The organism is Pseudomonas sp. HMSC065H01 (assembly GCF_001815235.1).
GTDB lineage: Bacteria > Pseudomonadota > Gammaproteobacteria > Pseudomonadales > Pseudomonadaceae > Pseudomonas > Pseudomonas aeruginosa.
Genome location: NZ_KV819906.1, coordinates 60,703 through 79,789, shown reverse-complemented (window position 1 = coordinate 79,789; position 19,087 = coordinate 60,703). Strand labels below are relative to the sequence as shown.

At 60.9% G+C, this 19,087-nt stretch carries 19 protein-coding genes and 1 pseudogene; 14 read left to right on the top strand and 6 right to left on the bottom strand.

Going from position 1 to position 19,087, the window contains the following annotated elements:
- Positions 1-12: 12 nt before the first annotated feature.
- From cls to HMPREF3014_RS20405, 13 genes and pseudogenes are all read left to right on the top strand, one after another.
- Positions 13-1,443 (top strand): cardiolipin synthase, encoded by a 1,431-nt coding sequence (gene cls / locus HMPREF3014_RS20465; RefSeq protein WP_006410658.1) that lies wholly within the window; start codon positions 13-15, stop codon positions 1,441-1,443.
- A 27-nt stretch (positions 1,444-1,470) separates the two neighbouring features.
- A complete protein-coding gene (gene ftsH / locus HMPREF3014_RS20460) occupies positions 1,471-3,288 on the top strand; it encodes an ATP-dependent zinc metalloprotease FtsH (RefSeq protein ID WP_006410670.1) in 1,818 nt (605 codons plus the stop codon).
- A gap of 87 nt (positions 3,289-3,375) precedes the next feature.
- A complete protein-coding gene (gene hsp20-GI / locus HMPREF3014_RS20455) occupies positions 3,376-3,834 on the top strand; it encodes a small heat shock protein sHSP20-GI (protein WP_001275372.1) in 459 nt (152 codons plus the stop codon).
- A 22-nt stretch (positions 3,835-3,856) separates the two neighbouring features.
- Positions 3,857-4,771: a heat resistance protein YfdX1 gene (gene yfdX1, locus HMPREF3014_RS20450; RefSeq protein ID WP_034016806.1), complete on the top strand. Its 915-nt coding sequence runs from the start codon at positions 3,857-3,859 to the stop codon at positions 4,769-4,771.
- A gap of 102 nt (positions 4,772-4,873) precedes the next feature.
- Positions 4,874-5,761 carry a heat resistance protein YfdX2 gene (yfdX2, locus tag HMPREF3014_RS20445; RefSeq protein WP_006412094.1) on the top strand — a complete coding sequence of 296 codons (888 nt, stop codon included), beginning with the start codon at positions 4,874-4,876 and terminating at the stop codon, positions 5,759-5,761.
- Positions 5,762-5,857: 96 nt separating this feature from the next.
- Positions 5,858-6,469, top strand: coding sequence for a heat resistance membrane protein HdeD-GI (gene hdeD-GI, locus HMPREF3014_RS20440; RefSeq protein ID WP_034016810.1), 612 nt, complete (start codon positions 5,858-5,860; stop codon positions 6,467-6,469).
- Between the two features lie 79 nt (positions 6,470-6,548).
- Positions 6,549-7,694, top strand: coding sequence for a hypothetical protein (locus tag HMPREF3014_RS20435; protein ID WP_006412090.1), 1,146 nt, complete (start codon positions 6,549-6,551; stop codon positions 7,692-7,694).
- Positions 7,684-8,124: a heat resistance system thioredoxin Trx-GI gene (gene trx-GI, locus HMPREF3014_RS20430; protein WP_006412084.1), complete on the top strand. Its 441-nt coding sequence runs from the start codon at positions 7,684-7,686 to the stop codon at positions 8,122-8,124. Before HMPREF3014_RS20435 ends, trx-GI begins: the two co-directional genes overlap by 11 nt.
- A gap of 3 nt (positions 8,125-8,127) precedes the next feature.
- A complete protein-coding gene (gene kefB-GI / locus HMPREF3014_RS20425; RefSeq protein WP_006412077.1) occupies positions 8,128-9,843 on the top strand; it encodes a heat resistance system K+/H+ antiporter KefB-GI in 1,716 nt (571 codons plus the stop codon).
- A pseudogene (gene psiE-GI, locus HMPREF3014_RS20420) lies at positions 9,840-10,337 on the top strand (heat resistance protein PsiE-GI). Before kefB-GI ends, psiE-GI begins: the two are co-directional and overlap by 4 nt.
- Entirely contained in the window at positions 10,315-11,271 is a 957-nt protein-coding gene (locus tag HMPREF3014_RS20415) for a zinc metalloprotease HtpX (protein WP_023115015.1), read from the top strand. The pseudogene psiE-GI and the gene HMPREF3014_RS20415 overlap by 23 nt, the downstream one beginning before the upstream one ends.
- 23 nt (positions 11,272-11,294) lie before the next feature.
- Positions 11,295-12,446, top strand: coding sequence for a S1C family serine protease (locus tag HMPREF3014_RS20410; RefSeq protein ID WP_006412086.1), 1,152 nt, complete (start codon positions 11,295-11,297; stop codon positions 12,444-12,446).
- Between the two features lie 232 nt (positions 12,447-12,678).
- Positions 12,679-13,587 (top strand): LysR family transcriptional regulator, encoded by a 909-nt coding sequence (locus HMPREF3014_RS20405; RefSeq protein WP_006412088.1) that lies wholly within the window; start codon positions 12,679-12,681, stop codon positions 13,585-13,587.
- Positions 13,588-13,875: 288 nt separating this feature from the next.
- On the opposite strand, the gene HMPREF3014_RS34435 is transcribed toward HMPREF3014_RS20405, so the two are convergent.
- From HMPREF3014_RS34435 to HMPREF3014_RS20375, 6 genes are all read right to left on the bottom strand, one after another.
- The gene (locus HMPREF3014_RS34435; RefSeq protein WP_023087765.1) at positions 13,876-14,910 is read right to left on the bottom strand and encodes a DUF5677 domain-containing protein; all 1,035 of its coding nucleotides are present in this window, start codon (positions 14,908-14,910) and stop codon (positions 13,876-13,878) included.
- A gap of 61 nt (positions 14,911-14,971) precedes the next feature.
- Positions 14,972-15,958 carry a phage integrase gene (locus HMPREF3014_RS20395; RefSeq protein WP_009875966.1) on the bottom strand — a complete coding sequence of 329 codons (987 nt, stop codon included), beginning with the start codon at positions 15,956-15,958 and terminating at the stop codon, positions 14,972-14,974.
- A complete protein-coding gene (locus tag HMPREF3014_RS20390) occupies positions 15,958-17,250 on the bottom strand; it encodes a hypothetical protein (protein ID WP_023087766.1) in 1,293 nt (430 codons plus the stop codon). Before HMPREF3014_RS20390 ends, HMPREF3014_RS20395 begins: the two co-directional genes overlap by 1 nt.
- Before the next feature lie 629 nt (positions 17,251-17,879).
- A complete protein-coding gene (locus HMPREF3014_RS34830; protein WP_009875964.1) occupies positions 17,880-18,269 on the bottom strand; it encodes a hypothetical protein in 390 nt (129 codons plus the stop codon).
- Complete coding sequence (locus HMPREF3014_RS20380) at positions 18,262-18,483, bottom strand: hypothetical protein (protein WP_009875963.1); 222 nt, start codon at positions 18,481-18,483, stop codon at positions 18,262-18,264. Before HMPREF3014_RS20380 ends, HMPREF3014_RS34830 begins: the two co-directional genes overlap by 8 nt.
- Entirely contained in the window at positions 18,480-18,695 is a 216-nt protein-coding gene (locus HMPREF3014_RS20375) for a hypothetical protein (protein WP_009875962.1), read from the bottom strand. The genes HMPREF3014_RS20380 and HMPREF3014_RS20375 overlap by 4 nt, the downstream gene beginning before the upstream one ends.
- Positions 18,696-18,870: 175 nt before the next feature.
- Between HMPREF3014_RS20375 and HMPREF3014_RS20370 the strand changes: the two genes are divergently transcribed.
- Positions 18,871-19,053: a hypothetical protein gene (locus HMPREF3014_RS20370; protein ID WP_308457958.1), complete on the top strand. Its 183-nt coding sequence runs from the start codon at positions 18,871-18,873 to the stop codon at positions 19,051-19,053.
- Positions 19,054-19,087 lie beyond the last annotated feature (34 nt).

Here is a 19,087-nt window from a genome sequence, read left to right as displayed (position 1 = left end):
TGGGAGGCTGTCGTGTCCGACCCCAACGGGCTGACATGGGCAGCCACCCTCGTGTCGCTGGCGGTCGCTATCCCCATAGCGGGGCACGCGGTCATCTACAAGCGTGACCCTCGATCGGCCACGCTGTGGGTGCTGCTGATCGCGCTGTTGCCGCTGGGCGGTTCGCTGCTGTATGGGCTGTTCGGCATCAACCGTTACCAGCGGCGGGCGCGGCGGCTGTTTCCGGGGGCAGATCCTGCTGTTCGGCAGGACCTCGCGTCTACGATGCCCCAGGCCGTATCGGCGCCGTTTGCCGGCCTGGCGCACCTGGTGGGACGCGCCACCGGCCAGTCGCTGACCAGCGGCAACCGCATCGAGCCGCTCGTCGATGGCGAGCAGGCCTACCCGGCCATGCTCGCTGCCATCGAGTCAGCGCGGCACAGCGTCGCGCTGGCTTCGTACATCTTCGACAGCCAAGGCATCGGGGCGCAGTTCGTCGATGCGCTGCGCCGGGCTCATGAGCGCGGCGTGCAAGTGCGGGTGCTGATCGACGACGTCTATGCCCGCTGGAGGCCCCGCAGCGCCTACCGCGCCTTGCAACGCGCCGGCGTTCCGGCGGCGACGTTCAACCCGACGTTGATTCCCGCGCGCCTGCATGCCGCGCATCTGCGCAATCACCGCAAGCTGCTGGTGATCGATGGCGAGACGGGTTTCACCGGCGGCATGAACATCTTCAGCCCGTATTGGCGGCCCGATGCGCCGGAGCAGGCCTGTCACGATTTGCACTTTCGTCTGCGCGGGCCGGTGGTTGCGCATCTGATGCAGTGCTTCACAGATGATTGGTGCGATACCACGGGCGAGCGGCTCAGCGAGGGTTTCTGGCGCGAATCGCCCGCAATGGCTGATGAGCAAGGAACCTCTTGGGCGCGCGGCATCGAGGCCGGTCCCGATGAGGCCCTGGACCGGCTGCGCTGGACCTTCATGGGCGCTTTGAGCGCGGCGAAGCATTCGGTGCGCATCTGGACACCTTACTTCGTGCCCGATCAGCCGATGATCGCGGCGCTGAGCACGGCCGCGTTGCACGGCGTGCGCGTCGAGGTGCTGACGCCCGCAAACGGCGACCATCCCACGGTGCAATGGGCCGCGCGCGCCCACTACTGGCAGGTGCTGGAGCACGGTGTACGCATCTTCGAACGGCCTGGCCCGTTCGACCACAGCAAGCTGATGCTGATAGACGGCCAGTGGTGCTGCCTGGGTTCGGCCAATTGGGATGCGCGCAGCCTGCGCCTCAACTTCGAGTTCAATGTGGAGGTGTACGACACCGCGCTGTCTACGCGGCTGGAATCCCTTTTTGATGCCGCCCGTGATGCATCGAACGAGATATCGGTCATGGCGTTGCGCGCCCGCCCGCTGGCCATCCGCTTGCGCGACGGGGTGGCCCGTCTGTTCACCCCCATTCTCTAGCGGCACGACTTGCGAGGAACATTGCCCATGGAAAAGAAAGATCAATGGAACATTGGCTACTGGATCGTCGCCGGTCTGTTGCTGCTGACGCTGCAGAACTACTGGCAGGCGGCGAAGACCGTCGAGCCCGTACCCTACAGCGAATTCGAGAAAGCGTTGGCCGAGGGGCGCGTCGCCGAAGTGCTGGTGGCAGACCGCACGGTCACCGGACGCCTGAAATCGCCGGACAGCCGGGGCAAGACCACGATCGTGGCCACCCGTGTCGAACCCGACCTGGCCGAGCGGCTGTCGAAATACGACGTGCCCTACGCGCGGGTGGTGGAAAGCACCTGGCTGCGTGATGTGCTCTCCTGGATTCTGCCGGCGGTGGCCTTCTTCGGCGTCTGGTTTTTCCTGTTCCGCCGCTTTGCCGAGAAGCAGGGCATGGGCGGCTTTCTGAGCATCGGCAAGAGCCGCGCCAAGGTGTTCATGGAGAAGAACACGGGCGTCACGTTTGCCGATGTCGCGGGCGTCGATGAGGCCAAGGCCGAGCTAGTCGAGATCGTCGACTTCCTGAAGAACCCGCAGGATTACGGCCGCCTCGGCGCGCGCATCCCGAAAGGTGTGTTGCTGGTTGGCCCGCCCGGCACGGGCAAGACCCTGCTGGCCAAGGCCGTGGCGGGCGAGGCCGGGGTACCGTTCTTCTCTATCTCCGGCTCGGAGTTCGTCGAGATGTTTGTCGGCGTGGGCGCGGCGCGGGTGCGCGACCTGTTCGAGCAGGCCCGTGCCCAGGCGCCGTCGATAATCTTCATCGACGAGTTGGATGCCCTGGGCCGCGCGCGCGGCGTCGGCGGCCCCATCGGCGGCCACGACGAGCGTGAGCAAACGCTCAACCAGCTGCTCACCGAGATGGACGGCTTCGACAGCTCGGTGGGGCTGATCATCCTCGCCGCCACCAACCGCCCCGAAATCCTCGACCAGGCGCTGCTGCGTGCCGGCCGCTTCGACCGCCAGGTGCTGGTGGACCGGCCCGACAAGAAGGGGCGGCTGGACATCCTGAAGGTTCATGTCAAGAAGGTGACGCTGGCCCAGGATGTAGACCTCGAACAGGTAGCCGCACTGACCACGGGCTTTTCCGGCGCGGACCTCGCCAATCTGGTCAACGAGGCGGCGCTGGCGGCGACGAGACGCCGTGCGTCCGCCGTGGAATTGCAGGACTTCACCGCGGCCATCGAGCGCATCGTGGCGGGCCTGGAAAAGAAGAGCCGCGTGCTCAATCCCAAGGAGCGGGAAACCGTGGCCCATCACGAGATGGGCCATGCGCTGGTGGCGCTGGCGCTGCCCGGCACCGACCCCGTACACAAGATCTCGATCATCCCGCGCGGCATCGGCGCGCTGGGCTACACCTTGCAGCGCCCCACCGAAGACCGCTTCCTGATGACGCGTACCGATCTCGAGCACAAGATCGCCGTACTGCTGGGCGGGCGTGCCGCCGAAAAGCTGGTGTTCGGCGAGTTGTCTACCGGGGCGGCGGACGATCTGGCGCGGGCCACCGACATCGCCCGCGACATGATCACCCGCTTTGGCATGGACGAGGGCCTGGGCTACATCGCCTTCGAGGCGCAGCGGCCCCGCTTTCTCGATACACCAGAACTGGCCCACGGCGGTTGCCGGGTGGCCGAATCGACCCAGGCGCGCATCGATCAGGCTATCCGCGACATCGTGATGGGCGTGTTCGAGCGCGCCTACCGGATTCTCGACATCAACCGCGCGGTGCTGGAGCGCTGTGCGCGCGAGCTGCTGGCGCGGGAAACGCTCGACGAAAGCGATATCCGTCAATTGACTCAAGGACTTGTTCGGAACTGAAAACAGTAGTAGGTGCCATTCAGAGTAAGCCGACGGCTCTGTTCAGTGCGTCATCCAATTCGCCGGCATTGTTCAAGGAGAACCGATATGTCTGCATTGACTCCGTGGGACCCCTTCCGGGAACTGGATGAATTGCAAAACCGCCTGGCGACGATGTTCGGACGGATACCCCAGCGACAGGGCGCCCGTACCGGCAACGAAGCCATGACCACGGCGGACTGGGCACCAATGGCGGACATCAGCGAGGATGAGAACGCATTCCTCCTCAAGCTGGATCTGCCGGAGGTCCCCAAGGATGCCGTGCGCGTCAGCGCGGAAAACGGTGTGCTCACCATCAGCGGCGAGCGCAAACTGGAAAAAGAGGAGCAGGGCAAGAAGTTCCACCGCATCGAACGTGCGTATGGCCGCTTTGTGCGCAGCTTTGTCTTGCCTGACAACGTTGATCCGACCAAGGTGACGGCTTCGATGAAAGACGGCGTGCTGGAAGTGCGGCTTGTCAAGGCCGAGCAAGCCAAACCGAAACAGATTGAAATCTCAGTCAACTAACTTCAATCAGGAGCCCAAGATCATGAATATCAAACAGCCACAATACACCTTCTCCGCACTTGCCCTGGCGGTCGTCGTCGGACTGAGCGGACCGGCTCTGGCCCAATCGGCGGCAGGTTCTAGCCCAGGTGCTGCAGCACCCTCTGCCGCATCCAAGGCGGCACAGCCACAGGTAGATGACAAGGCCGCCCGGGAAGCCGATAAAAAGCGTGCCGAGCTCACTCAAGACGCCATCACGGCGCTCACCAAGACCCAGGAGGCTTTGACCCTCCTTGATGCAAAGAAGACCAAGGAGGCGCTCGCTGCGCTGGAACTGGCCAGCGGAAAGCTGGAACTGGTATTGGCACGCGACGCCAAACTTGCCTTGGCGCCGGTCGATGTACGCGTCATCACCCACGATATCCACGCCAACGTGGAATCGGTAAAGAAAGCGGTCAAGTTGTCTCGGGAGTTGTTGGGTGATGGCGAGGTGCAAAAGGCCCGGCCCATCGTTGCCAATCTGGCCAGCGAAATCGTGATCGAAACCGACAACCTGCCGATGGCAACGTACCCGGCAGCGATCAAGTCGGCCGCACGGCTCATCGACAGCGGCAAGATCGACGACGCCAAGGCGGAACTCGCCCGAGCACTGAACACGCTGGTGGTGACCTCGGTCGCCTTTCCTCTGCCCGTGCTCCGGGCCGAAGCCGCGATGGCAAAAGCTGAAAAGCTGGCCGAGACCGACAAGCGCGATGCCAAGCAGAACGAGGAGCTCAGCACCTTGCTGTCGTCCGTACGCACGGAGATCGAGCTGGCGCAGATCCTCGGTTATGGCAAGAAGGCGGATTTCAAACCCATCTTCGATCAGGTGAAGTCGATTGAGCAAAAGTCGGCTGGAGGCAAAAGCGGCAAGGGATGGTTCGACGAGTTGAAGACGCGGATCCAAAAGCTGTTTTGAGGTGATGAAAGGGCCGACTGTTCGGTCGGTCAGTCTCGCGATGTTCGCAGTCAGCCCCAATAGATTCGCCTATTTTCACTAACTCATACGAGGCATGTCACCATGAATGAGCAAACACCGAATCCCAATGCGACGAACAAAGGAATTAACGAACAGGCCGCGGTAAGCAGCCTTCCTGTCAGTCCAGAGGCCAAGCCTGAAGTTGTCACGGAGGTACAGCCAGAGGTTCAGAAGGAAACGGACTCGCAGGCGGCAGACAAACGTAAACAAGTCCTCGATGAGGCCGTCTCGGCCTTGGCGCTGACCAAATCAGCGCTGGCCGCACTTGACGGCAAGGACGCTGCACGCGCACTGGCAACGCTGGCCGAAGTGACGGGAAAGCTGGAGCTGATCGTTGCGCGCGAACCAACGCTCGCCCTGGCCCCCGTTGATGTGCGCACCATCGTGCACGACGTGTTCGCCAACACGGAAACCATTGAGGCGATGACTGACGAGGCGCTGGATGCCCTCAAACATGGCGAGGTGCAACAGGCACGTCTCGTGCTGGCTTTGCTGGCCAGTGAAATCGTGATCGCGGTCACCAACATCCCTCTGGCGTCCTATCCCGCAGCCGTGAAGTCAGTCGTGCCGCTGATCGATCAGGGCAAGATTGAAGAAGCCAAAGCCGCGCTGCAGGCAGCGCTCAGCACGCTGGTCGAGACGCGCAGCGTGCTTCCGCTGCCCACCCTGCGTGCCAGGCTGCTCCTGAAGCGCGCCGAGACCTTGGTGGAAGATGGTCAGCGGGGCGAAGCGTCCAATGAGCGCCTGGAGACATTATTGAACGAAGCGCGGCAGCAGTTGGAAATGGCAGAACTGCTGGGCTATGGAAAAAAGAAGGACTTTGAGCCCCTGTTCGCTGAACTCAAGAAAGTCAAGGAAAAGACGGCTGGGGGAGGCGGCGGAAAAGGCTGGCTCGATGAAATCAAGGCAAAACTGTCCAAGTTGTTCTGAAACCGCTGCATAGGGCGTAAGAGGGGCGCGTCGCGCCCCTCTCTTGGCTCAGGAGTGTTTGATTTTTCACCCCATTAGATCTTTAGGAGATATTGCATGAACACAGACACCATCGCCAATTCCAATGAGGATGAGCCCACCAAAGCACTGTGTTCGCTGAGCCAAAATTGGTGGCTTTTTGCGCTGCGCGGTGTCTTGGCATTGATTTTTGCAGCCCTCGCGTTCTGGATGCCACAATCGGCTCTGTTGGCCATGACCATCGTGTTCGGCGCATTTTCCTTGGTCAATGGCGCGTTCAACTTGTTTGCAGCGGTGCGCCATATCCAGAAAAAAGAGCGCTGGGGCTGGCTGCTGTTCAGCGGCATTGTCGGCATACTTACGGGCGTCGTCGTCCTGGTTGCTCCTTGGGTCGCCACGATAGTCTTGGCTTCTTTTTTATGGGCTAGCGTGGGCTTCTGGGCGATTTTCACCGGTGTGCTGGAGATATCCGCCGCCGTTCGGCTGCGTCGGGAAATCAAGGGCGAAATCTGGCTTGCCCTCAGTGGACTGCTCTCGATTATCCTTGGCGCTATCGTCTTGTGGATAGTTTTTACCCGTCCGGTCGAGTCATTCGTGGCCGCAGGCTGGTTGTTGGGTTTCCATGCGGCAGTCTATGGCGTCACGCTTTTGTTCTTGAGTTGGAGTCTTCGCAAATCGCGCCTGGGGTAAGAGCGTGCCAAACCAAAATCTATGGATATGAGCATCCTCGATTCATGCCTCCATAGAAATGACATCGAAGGAGTCATACATGCAGATGCAATATAGCTATCGAGCTATCGACAAAGAGTTTCATGAACCTTGGCAGAGAGCTTTGGGAAATGTGATCGAGCGCGACCTCAAGCCATTGCTCGACAAACACACTAAAGATTCAGCGCGACTTCAAATCGTCCTTGATCGCGACAAGACCAAGCGGCAATTTCTGGCCAGTGGCTATATGCACCTGCCCGGCAAAAAGATTGTCAGCGTTACTGCATCACATGACGAGCTGACGCCCCTCGCGCAGATGCTCGCACAGTCGTTGTTCCGTCAGGCCAAGAAGCATTTTGACCGACTGCATGCTCAGGATCAAATCAAGCGCAAAGCACGACGCGAGCGCTTGCGCGAGCTCAAGGTGCGAATTGCCGCAAACCCCGCGTCAGCCGCCCATGAGGCCAAAGTGACCCGAATGCCTCTACTGTCGAAACTTGAGGCTGTCGCAAGGCGTGAGCTGGCTTATCTGCGGGCCGTCGGCGATTTACCACGCGATTATCCGACGCTGCGCGACGTGGTGGATGAAGCGATTGTCCAAGCTGAGGTGGAATGGCAATCCGTGCCGGAAGAAAAAGCGGCTTACTTCGGTCTTCTGAAGCATCTGTTCGCCGTCCTGGATCACGAAGTGGCAAACAGCCGGCAATTTGGCGAATTCGTTTCTCTGGACGCGCCGGTCGAAGCGGATGCCCAGGACGTCGCCGAGGCCATGGTGGAAGAGGAAGTCTTCGAATTTTATCAGCCCGATGACACACTCAGGCTGGCCGATATCATCGCTGACAGTCAGCATCCCGATGCCGCAACGATCGCAGAACAGGAGGAGCTAGTTGATCGGTCGAGCGAGTTCGCTTTTGCATTCGACCTGCTGAAGGACATGCCGCGTTTGTGGCGGCGCATTTTTCTGCTTATCCGTGTGGACGGGCTCGATGCCAGCAGCGTCTCTGAAATCCTGCTGATTCCTAGTCAGGAAGATACTGTCCAAAGGTGGCTCATGCAGGCCGAAGCGTTCATCGCTGCTCATTTGGAAGAGGCCGGAGTAAGCAAAGACGGGAACGATTGGCTCCAAGGCGTTGATTGGTCGGCATTGTCTGTGACCCGAAGCGCGGCAGCCTCACTGTGGTCCAAGGAGGCGAACCATGAAGAATGATCTTCACCTCGTCTGCCCGCATTGCCAGTCCATCAACCGCGTACCGACTGCGAAGGTATCGGAACATCCCAACTGCGGCCGCTGCCAGCAGCCTTTGTTCACGGGCGAGCCCATCGAGTTGACCACGGCAACATTCTCGCGCCACGTGGAGCGCAGCGATTTGCCGCTGCTGGTCGATTTCTGGGCGCCATGGTGCGGGCCGTGCAAGATGATGGCGCCACAGTTCCAGCAAGCGGCGCACCAGCTCGAACCGAGGATCCGGCTGGCGAAGGTGAATACCGAGGCTGAGCCCCACCTGGCCGCGCAGTTCGGTATCCGCAGCATCCCGACGCTCGCCCTGTTCCAAGGTGGGCGGGAGATCGCCCGTCAGGCCGGCGCGATGGGCGCGCAGGACATCGTGCGCTGGACGTCGACGCAAGTGGGGCGCTGACCGATGCAGGGCTTGCTCGGCGCTACGCTAATCCTGCTGGCGGCTTGCAGCCTGGCGGCGATGGCGACGGCGGCGTTCAGAGTGCCCGCCTTGCTGGGGTATCTCTCTGTCGGCGTTGTACTGGGCCCCTCAGTCATCGGCGTGATCGCGCCGGGGGAGACGCTGACCTTTCTGTCCGAGCTGGGCGTGGCGCTGCTGTTGTTCATGGTCGGACTGGAATTCTCCCTCGGACACTTCTGGCTCGCCCGCAGGACGGTGCTGATGGCGGGCGCTCTGCAGATGATCGCCGTGGCCCCGCCGCTGATCCTGCTATTGATGTGGCTGGGGCAGCCCGGCCAGAGCGCCGCGCTGCTCGGCACTGCGGCGGCCATGTCGTCCACGGCGCTGGTCAGCCGACAACTGGCCGACCAAGGCGAGCTCACCACCCGCCACGGCCGCAGTGCCATCGCCGTGCTGGTCTTTCAGGACCTGGCCAGCGTGCCCCTGCTGGCCTTGCTGGCGATCTGGGCGCGCGGCGAGTCGCCGAAGATCGAGCATGTGCTGCTCGAAGTGTTCGGTGTGCTGCTGCTGTTCGCGGCAGCGGCCCTCGCCTCGCGCCGTCTGTTGCATGGCCTGCTGGGCTGGGTGGCGCGGCGGGGCCACGAGGAATCGTTCGTGCTCGTCTCCTTGTGCGTGGTGGTGGCTGCCGCCGCCGCTGCGCACGCGGTCGGCGTATCCGCCGCCCTGGGGGCCTTCCTCGCCGGGATGGTGCTGGGCGAGAGCGACTTCCGGCACCACATGGAAAGCCACCTCAGGCCGTTTCGCGATGTGTTGTCGGGCGTGTTCTTCGTGACCATCGGCCTGCAATTGGACGCAGCACAGATTCTTTCGGCACCGCTGGCGGTGCTGGCGTGGCTGGTGGTGCTGGTACCGGTCAAGATCCTGCTCAATACGCTGGCCTTGCGGGCGACGCGCCTGTCCGCCCTCGATGCCTGGCGCACGGGCATAGCGTTGGGGCACGGCGGCGAGTTCGCCCTGCTGTTGTTGGGCACGGTCTTGCAGCAGCATCTGATCCCCGCGACCGTCGTCCAACCCATGCTGGTCGCGCTGGTGCTCAGCATGGCCCTGGCACCGCTACTGATCCGCCATCACGATGTACTTGCCCGGTTCTTGAGCCGCACCGGCGGCGTCATTCAGCCACCCCAGGCTGAAGAAGTCGAGATCGCCGCGCAGACGGCGCGATATCGAGACCATGTCATCGTTTGCGGCGCGGGCGAGCTTGGCCTGACAGTCAGCGAGATTCTTCGCCACGCCGGCGTAGCGCATCTGCTGCTGGAGGCGGACGCGCAGAAGGTCGAGGCCGCGCGTGCCGCCGGCGCGCCGGTGTTCCATGGCGATGCCAGTCGGCCCGATACCTTGCTGGCTGCCGGCTTGACGCATGCGCACTTGGTGGTGCTGACGTTCGCCCATGCCCAGCAAGCGTTGCGCATCGCCCAGGCGATTGCCGAGCGCCGTCCGGCGCTGACCTTGTGGGTGTCATGCAGAAGTACGACCGCGGCCGATGCATTTCGCGCCATGCCCAACGTGCGTGTGTACCAGCAATCCTTTGCCGCAGGCCTTGGGCTGGCGGAACAAGTGATGTCGTCGCTTGGCATGTCGGCCGAGCTCGTCGAACGAAACATCAGTGCGATGCGCCGCCGTCTCGACAGCGGCAATGTCGCAGGGAGTCCATCTGCATGAAGTCAACAGGCCGCAATCCATTTCAGGTCTTCCGTGACCAATGGGCCATCATGAGTTTTTACGAGCGCTTCGAGCAGGTCGTCGCGCTCGTGCTGTCGGCGGTAATTGCCGTCATCATCGTGGTGTCGCTGTTCCAGCTCATCGCCATCGTCTTCACGCTGCTGGTCCTCGATGCCTTCAATCCCCTGGATCACAAGGTATTCCAGAGTGTGTTCGGCATGATCATGACGCTCTTGATCGCGATGGAGTTCAAGCATTCCATCGTGCGCGTGGCGCTGCGTCGGGACAGCATCATCCAGGTCAAGACCGTGATCCTCATCGGTCTGATCGCGCTGGCGCGCAAGTTCGTGATCCTTGACCCCGAGGCGAGCCCCGCAAAGATTGCCGCGCTGGCAGGCGCCACGCTGGCTCTGGGTGCGACCTACTAGCTGCTGCGCGAGCGCGGCGACCGCGCCGCCGAGACCTCTGAGCATGACCCGTCATCATCCCAGTGATCCGCGCGCGGCGCTGTTGCAACACCGCTGGCTCAACCGCCTGCAGACCGGGCTGTTGGTTCTGACCCTGGTCGGGATCGCAGCCGCAGCAGGGAGACTGCCGTTTGGGGAAGGCGGCCTGTGGCTCGCGCTGTTTGCAGTTGCAGGCACGCTGCTGCTGGAACCGGCAGCCGCATCCGCCTTGACCTTGCGCCTGTACCGCGCACGGGCTTTGCACCCGCACGAAGCCCCCGAGATTTGGGCCCTGTTGCGCGAGCTGTCCGCCCGTGCCGGTTTGCCCGCCACGCCGGTGCCGCACTATGTGCCCAGTGCCGTCGTCAACGCCTTCGCCACCGGATCGAAGCAGGAGGCATCGATCGCCCTCACCGATGGCCTGCTGCGCAGCCTGAGCCCACGCGAGCTGGCGGGTGTGCTCGCGCATGAAGTCGCGCACATCGCCAATGAGGATTTGCGCGTCATGGGGCTGGCGGATTCCGTCAGTCGCCTCACGAGCCTGCTGGCCCTCATGGGACAGATCGCGATCCTGCTCAGCCTGCCCGCGCTGCTGGTTGGGGCGGCGGAGGTCTATTGGCCTGGTCTATTGTTATTGGCCGCATCGCCCCAGCTGGCCCTGCTCGCACAGCTCGGCTTGTCTCGCGTGCGTGAGTTCGACGCTGACCGCCTCGCGGCGGAACTGACGGGCGACCCGCACGGGCTTGCGTCTGCGCTGGCGAAAATCGAGCGGGTCAGCCGCTCCTGGCGTGCCTGGCTGTGGCCGGGATGGGGCAATCCCGAGCCCTCCTGGTTGCGCACGCATCCGGCAACACAAGAGTGCATCTCACGCCTGCTGACGTTGGCGCCCAGGCCAGCATCAGCGTTGCCGTTTCACGAGACCCATTTCTTGCCGGAATCCGCTGCGACGCCGCGCTGGCGCCCGAGCGGGCTGTGGCGCTGATTGCCCTCAACAGGAGACTTCTCATGGCCTACCCCGACCCGTACCAACGCCCCGCGCCGGACCACTTCGTTCGGCGCTGGCTCTTCATCACCGTCTGTATTGCCGCGCTCATGCTGCTGTGGCAGTTCCTGCCCGCCATCGAGGCCTGGTTCAGTCCGCGCGAGGCGGCAGAACGCACCGTGACGGCGCGTGGCGATCTGGCGGCGGACGAGAAAGCCACCATCGAACTGTTCGAAAAATCGCGCGCCTCGGTGGTCTACATCACCACCGCGCAATTAGTACGCGATGTCTGGACGCGCAACGTGTTCTCCGTGCCGCGCGGTACAGGCTCGGGCTTCATCTGGGACGACGCCGGCCACGTTGTCACCAACTTCCATGTCATCCAGGGCGCGTCCGAAGCCACCGTCAAACTCGCCGACGGCCGCGACTACCAGGCCGCGCTGGTGGGGACGAGCCCCGCGCATGACATCGCCGTGCTCAAGATCGGCGTCGGTTTCAAGCGCCCACCGGCCGTGCCGGTCGGCACCAGCGCCGACCTCAAGGTAGGTCAGAAGGTGTTCGCTATCGGCAACCCCTTCGGCCTGGACTGGACGCTCACCACTGGTATCGTCTCCGCGCTCGACCGCTCGTTACCCGGAGAAGCGGGCGGAGCGGCCATCGATCACCTGATCCAGACCGACGCCGCCATCAACCCTGGCAACTCCGGTGGCCCCTTGCTCGATTCGGCGGGGCGGCTCATCGGCATCAACACGGCGATCTACAGCCCTTCCGGCGCCTCGGCCGGGATCGGTTTCGCCGTGCCGGTGGACACCGTCATGCGCGTGGTGCCGCAACTCATCAAGACCGGTAAGTACATCCGTCCGGCGCTCGGCATCGAGGTGGACGAACAGCTCAATCAGCGCCTGCTGGCGCTGACTGGAAGCAAGGGCGTGTTCGTGCTGCGTGTTACCCCGGGTTCGGCAGCGCACAAGGCCGGCCTCGCGGGTGTCGAAGTCACGCCGCAAGGCATCGTGCCGGGCGACCGCATCATCGGTGTTGATGGTAAGGCGACGGACGATGTGGCTAAGCTGCTCGCGCGGCTAGACGACAGGAAGGTCGGCGATGTGGTGGTCTTGTCAGTGGAACGGGCCGGCAAATCGCGCGAGGTGCGTGTGGAGCTGCAACCCGGGAATTGATTGAATTGAACCTGTGGATCAGGCGGTAGTGCAGCGTCGCGGCGATTGAGGTTCTCAGGTCTTCGGCCAGGTAGCGTTCCGCCTCAACCTCCGTAATTTTCGGATGCGATCTGCCTATCCGAATAGGCAAGCATGCAACGCCGGAACCTCTTGCCAATCATCGAAGGAGAAAGCGAGGCGCAATCCGCATGAGGTGGACGCAGGCCAGGAACGAGGCAAACAGGAGGCCGCATTGGAACTCAGAGTACTGCGCTATTTCGTTGCGGTCGCGGAAGAACTGCATTTCGCGCGAGCGGCCGAGCGCCTTGGCGTAGAACAATCGCCTGTGTCGCGCGCAATGCGCAATCTCGAAGCCACGCTCGGCGTGCAGTTGTTCGACCGCAGCGCGCACCAGACGCGACTAACCTGGGCCGGTCAAGTGTTCCTCGGTGAGTGCCGGCGTGTGCTGGCCACCGTGGAGCAGGCGGTGAGTGCCGCAAAGGCGGCGGCGCAGGGCTATCAGGGTTATCTGCGCATCGCCATCTGCGACAGCTTGGCGCAGCCCCACATTGCCACCTTACTGGCGCGCAGCCGCGAGGAAGAGCCCGAACTGGAGATTCGCGTCTTCGAGCTGCCTTTCGCGCAGCAGCTCAAGGGCCTGCACAACGATCTGCTGGACATCGGCTTTGCGCTGTCGGACGCGGTGAGCGAAGGCCTTGTCGCCGAGCCCGTGTGGACCGATCCTCTGTCGGTGATCGTGCCCGTGCGCCACCCCTTGTTGGCGCACGCGGAAGTGCCATTGGATGAAGCCTTGAAGTTTCCGTTGGTACTGTGCCATCCGGACGCGGGATCGGGCTGCCACCACCAGATCCAGGCGGTGCTTCAAGGTGCGTCCAAGCCGCTCAAGCTGGTAGATCAGGTGACGAGCCTAGGCGTGATGCTGACTCTGGTCGGTGCCGGTTATGGCCTAGGTTTCGCCATTGCCTCGCAGGTGCAGACCCTGAACCGCCCCGACATAGCCGTCCGTCCCCTGGCCGGCACGCCGCCCATGCTGTCCACCTACCTGCTGCGCCGCGGCGCCGAACCCTCTGAGCCCATGAAGCGGTTTCTGCAGCGCGCACGCGAGGAGTTCCTGCCAAAGGGAGATGAACCGGCCTCGTGACGTTGAGCGCTCGGGTACATTGGCTACTGCTGGCTGTCCATGGCTCGCACTGGACTTGCTCGGAGCGCGCGTTGACCAAGCGTGGTTTTTCAGTCCATAATTATGTCCATCTCGGTTCGCCGAGTGCGGAAAACTCGTTATCAATCAACGAGTTAGGGACACGATGATGTTCCCTTCGCCCGCTCCAGAATCCCTTGCCAAGCCCCTGAAATGCCTAGCGTTTCGGGGGCTTTGCTTTTTCGGGGCCGCAAAGGTGTCGAAAAAGTGACGATGAAGGGGGCCTACTACTCATGCAAGGCCAGCACCCCGGAGAAAAGCGTCGCCAATCTCATCGATCAGTGTCTTGATCATATTCATGCTCACCAAATCATCTAGGTTGGGGTCAACGCTCAACAGAACCGTAGTCAGCTGAACCAGGGAAATTGCCATTGAATGAGCTGGGTCTGTCAGACCCGAGTTGCTCGGCCCCGCCAGCAACCCCTCCTCTTTCGCTTCAACCATTCCAAGCGAGCAAGTCAGCGTCTTTGCCGTTGCATGTATATTTTGGCTAGCCCATTTATAGTATGGGCGCCAATGATCAAGCCCTACATACTCTTCAATATCAAGAAAATTCACACGCTTCTTGTTTAAAAAAGCCTCAGCCCATCCATATGAATTTTTAAAATCCTGCCCATATTTCTCGACCACTGAATCATGAAGTGCCTTTAATTCAGCCAGCTCTTCGTCATTAACACCCTTGGCTTGAAGCCGGTCTTCATACTTTCGGTGCATCAGCGCACCTTTATAGGACTCAACACACTCATGCAAGAAGTACTTCTCGACAGTACCTTCATCACACCGTCCCAGGAACATTGCAGTAACCGACAGTTCATGCAAAGCGCGCCATCGTGCATGAGCTCCATCTGCGAAACCGTTTAAAAGCAGACAGAATATCTCGCGGGCCACCAAGCAACCCTTAGCATGCAGCCTCATCAAGGCGCCATAGCGATTGTCATGAATTAGCTCGTTTGACCCAAGCCGTTGAGCGTTAGATTCCCCGGCTTCCGAGCAGATTTCTATTAAAACTTCTAACGAGTCAAATCCCTCTTTCCATCGAGTATAATTTCGCTCAACAAATCCCTTGTGCAGATTTCTTCTCTCTTCAAGCCCACCGTCCGCAGCCGCCTTCTTTATTGAATCAAGAACTTTTATCGGAGTGGATGCAAGAATCTCGATGTAGCTATTTTTCAGAGCTTCCTCTAGCGCTTCTAGCGCCTCATCTCCATCGGCTTCTTGCGCATACTCACAGACTATTTTGTCCAGTGCCTTTTGCAGAATATCCACAAGTCTTAACCTCACCAGAAAGCCAAGAAAGCTCACACCATCAAAATCTTCGACGAAGACTCTAACAAAAACTGAGAGGATTCAATCTGAGCGCTTCGGACAGATGATCGTGAGATAAATGAGCATACCGCATCGTCATCGATAGCGAGGCGTGCCCCAGGATGTGCTGCAACGTCACGATGTGCCCGCCGTTCATGATGAAGTGACTTGCGAACGTATGGCGTAGCACATGGCTGGCTTGGCCTCTCGGAAGCTTGATCGATGTAGACAGCAGCACGATGCGGAATACGCCGAGGCAGTTGGTGAACGGCCCGTGGGTTTGCCAGTGCTGGCGAATCTCTTTGGCCAACCCTTCCGAAATCGGAACCGAGCGAACGCGCTTCGACTTGGTGTTGGCGAAGATCACCGTGTTGCCCTTCAACCGATCCAGGGTCAGTGCCTGCGCTTCGCCCCATCGAGCACCTGTCGCGAGGCAAATGCGAGCGACCATCTTCGGATGCGGCGACGTAGTACGAGCATCGAGCGCAGCCAGCAGCTCGGATACCTGATGCTTGGTCAGGTACGACAGCGGCTTCTCCTGAAGCTTCAACGGGCGCATTCGCCCAACAGGATTCTCGTAGTCGATGGTGCCCAGCTGCCGGAGTTCGTTGTACATCGACTTGAGGTAGCCCAGGCGATTGTTAGCGTACTTGCCCGACATGCCTTTAGCGACCTGCAAGGAGCGCACACAGGCCACTTTCGCCGGCTCCAGGGACACCGCCACCGGGTCACCCAAATCCTTCGCTATCAGCCGCAGAATCGCCACGCAGCGCTTACCGTTTGCCAGAGTCTGGCCATGCAGCTCGTACCAGAGCTCGACCAATTCGGAGAGCCTGCGGCGGTCCTTGGGCTTGATCGTCCAGTTCGGATTCTCAGAGCACTTCTGGCGAGCATTGGCCTCGATCTGCTGCGCTTCCATCTTGGTCTTGAACCGCTTGCGGAAACGCTTGCCCTTGATCGGCTCTACATCGACAAACCAGCGACCATCCGGGAGCTTGGTGATGGTCACTAGATGGAGTACCCCCGTCGCAAATACCGGTCATTCAGCAGCTTGCGCATGTGCTTTTCGAGGTCGACAGTCGTGAAGCCCTTGGCCTTGTAGTGATCCTCGATCACGTGCCAGAACGGCAGCGTCTTGCCGACCTCAATAGCCTTTTTTATGTTCACGCGCTCCCGTGCGATGAGGCTCACGAACTGGCCCAGGAACATCTCGCAGTTCTTGCCGGAGAAGCCCTGTGCGGTCTTGTAGTAGCGGCGGTACTCGGTGCGATCAATCAGCGGATCGGCTTCCACCTGGACCTTTGCATCCTGGAAGATCAGGGTCCAGAACGGATCGAGGCGGGACTTCGATTTGAAGAGACGGAAGTTGTCGCAGGCGTAGCGCCAGAGGCCTTGCAGGTGCGGACATAGGCCGGCATAGGTGCGGCAACCGATCACCTCACCAGAGGACAGCGTGGAGCCTTCGGAGAACTGCTGAATGACCGAATGGTGGAAGCGGAACTCAAGACGCCAAACATCCTCTTCAGGCTTGTACGCCGGGTCACCATCACCGAACGGATCACCATTCAGCGACGCCCATACCTTGCTCCAGTAATCGAGTTTGTCGGTGGCGCGTGCCTGGAGGGTTTTGTTGTAGATGCACAGTTGCAGGCCACTGGCAGAGCCGAACATGTACGTCTCACCGCGACCGTAAACAGAGGCGCTGCTGTCGAACTCAATGCGCTCAATCCCGGTAATCTGGCGCACCCGATGCGACCGGCAATGCATGTGCTCCACGATGTCGCGCGGAGGCTCCCACCCCTGCACATCCAGGGCGAGGTGCACGGCACACTGATTGGTTTCGCAGTGCGTCAGCAGAGCCCGCGCCAGGTCATCCATCAGGCGTTGGAGTGATTGCGGATCCGCCCCATCCAGGGCGTGAGGGGAAATCTCGAACTTGAGGTGAGCCCCGATGTTCTCGAGCTTCACGTTGTGGTTCTTGATCAGCAGGATCACGCCCATGTCGGCGTTCTGCAGACGGTACTGATAGCCCGAGTCGCGCCCTACCCTGCCCTTGGCCCACTGGTGGCCAGCAAATTTGACGAACTCTTCCGGCTGCTCGAACAGCGCCATGACTTCAGGGCGAATCATGCCGTTGTACAACTGGCGAACGGTGTCGACGCCGCAGCGCAGCAACCGGACGTTGGACAGGTCAATGAATCGCTTGCGCTGGTCATCGAAGAACAGGCGACCGCTCTCCGACTCCACGAACTCGCCATTGGGCTTCAGGGTAATGCGCAGCATGTGATAGGGCTTTGCCATGTTAAACACTCCAAATAGCTACGAATTGAAACGTTGGTAGTTGGGCTTTCCGACGTGTTACAGGGACGTCGCCGCGCCCCCGGCCTACCGCTGGTGCCTTGCGCTCTCGGCCGGGGGCGCGGCGTACGTCCCGGTTCAGGCACATCAGTAAGGAAACGCCACGGCAGGCGTGGAAGAACCCAGGGCCGAGAGCGCGCCCAGCAGATAGGCCAGCACCATCAGCACGAACTCCAGGGTCCAGTCGGGTAGTTGCATTGCGCTGCCTCCGTTGCCTTTTCGCAGGCATGAGTTGACCCGGCACGGATAAACAGGCGCGCTCGCCAGTTCATCTGCGCAATCAAGGATTTGCAGTGGGATATCGGTATTGAATCAAACAGCCGAGGGCGCGGCTAATTGTTTGATTTGATGGCTGAAAACTTGATGTATACGCAATGGAACGAATAGTGACGGAACGACACTCGACGCCAATAACGGACGCTCTGATCGATGAATTCCGTCAATGGCTGACGCCATTCCAACACCAAGGGCTCCGCCCTTGTCATCCCGCTCTCGCCGCCGAGGGCTCGGGAGCGCGGTGCGGAAGAGCTGCACCGCCCTCCCAAGCCGAGGCTGTTTCTGGCGGCGCGCGGTCAAGGGTTCGCTCCGCCCGTGCTTCCGTTCGCCGGAACGGTGGAGCTGTTCCGACGAGCCGGGAGCGCGGCCCCTGACCGGGATGTTTCAGGGCGGGCGATGCGGCCCAGTACGTTGCCGGAACCCTGCCGGTCGCGGTACCGCATCACCCTGATCGTGCGAATGGTGTCCCAGAAGGTCTCATTCGCGAATTCGTCGGTTACGCCCACCGGCACCGTCATGAAGTGCGGTTCGTCACGCACGCCCTCGGCCGGCAGTACGACGCCGATGATGCGCAGCACGCGCCAGACCGTTTCGGGGTCGTCCTCCCAGCCCAGTTCGACGAGGACGGTCTTGCCCAGATAAGGCAGCGCGCTCTGAGCATCCAGGGAGATCGGTGAGTTACTCATGGCTGTAGTCCCCTGCGTCGAAGGTGGCTTTGCCGCGCTCCAGATCGGCGCGGAAGCGGATCAGGTTGATCATGCGGAAGCAGCCCATCTGTATGCTCGGGACGGTGCCGTCTTCTGCCCACTGAGCCGCTTCGTCATACGTCACGCCGCACATCTGCGCGAAGGTGGCGATGCCGCACAGGTCGAGGTTCCAGTTCTCCTTGCCGTTGCTCATGCCACCCACTCCTGTTGCAGCAGCCAGCTACGCAGCAGCGCGCTGTTGACCATCCGCAACTTGCCGAACTTCACCGAGGGCAAGATGCCGCGGTACACCCAGGCGCGGGCGATGCCGAAACTCATGCCGTTGCGCTCCGCCCAATGCTCAATCGGTTCTATGTCCTGCTGCGGCCCTATCAGGGCGCTGGGGTTCAGCTCTTCCAGTTCCATGCTTGTTCCGTCACTATTCGTTCCAATGGTCGAAAACCCAGTGAAATAATTTCACTGCAATTTGTCCACTATATTTTCCAGTGAAACTATTCCACAAGAGCCTTGTTAGACCTTTATGGAATCAATACAGAGCAGAGCTAGAACGCTTATATCTAAAGCCGGAATGGATCGGCTGGTGAAGGAAAGCGAGATCGGCTTCCAGCGGTGGCATAGCGTTCGCTTCAAGAGCGTTCGGATGAGCACTGAGGAACTAGAAGTGCTTCAAGCGCTGTTCCCCCGCTATCGCTTATGGCTGATCAGCGGCGAGATCGCCCCAGAGATCGGGCAGACCAGCCCGGAATACGACGAAGCGAGTTAGCACTTACCGATAAAATTGCGGATCAACGAAAGGA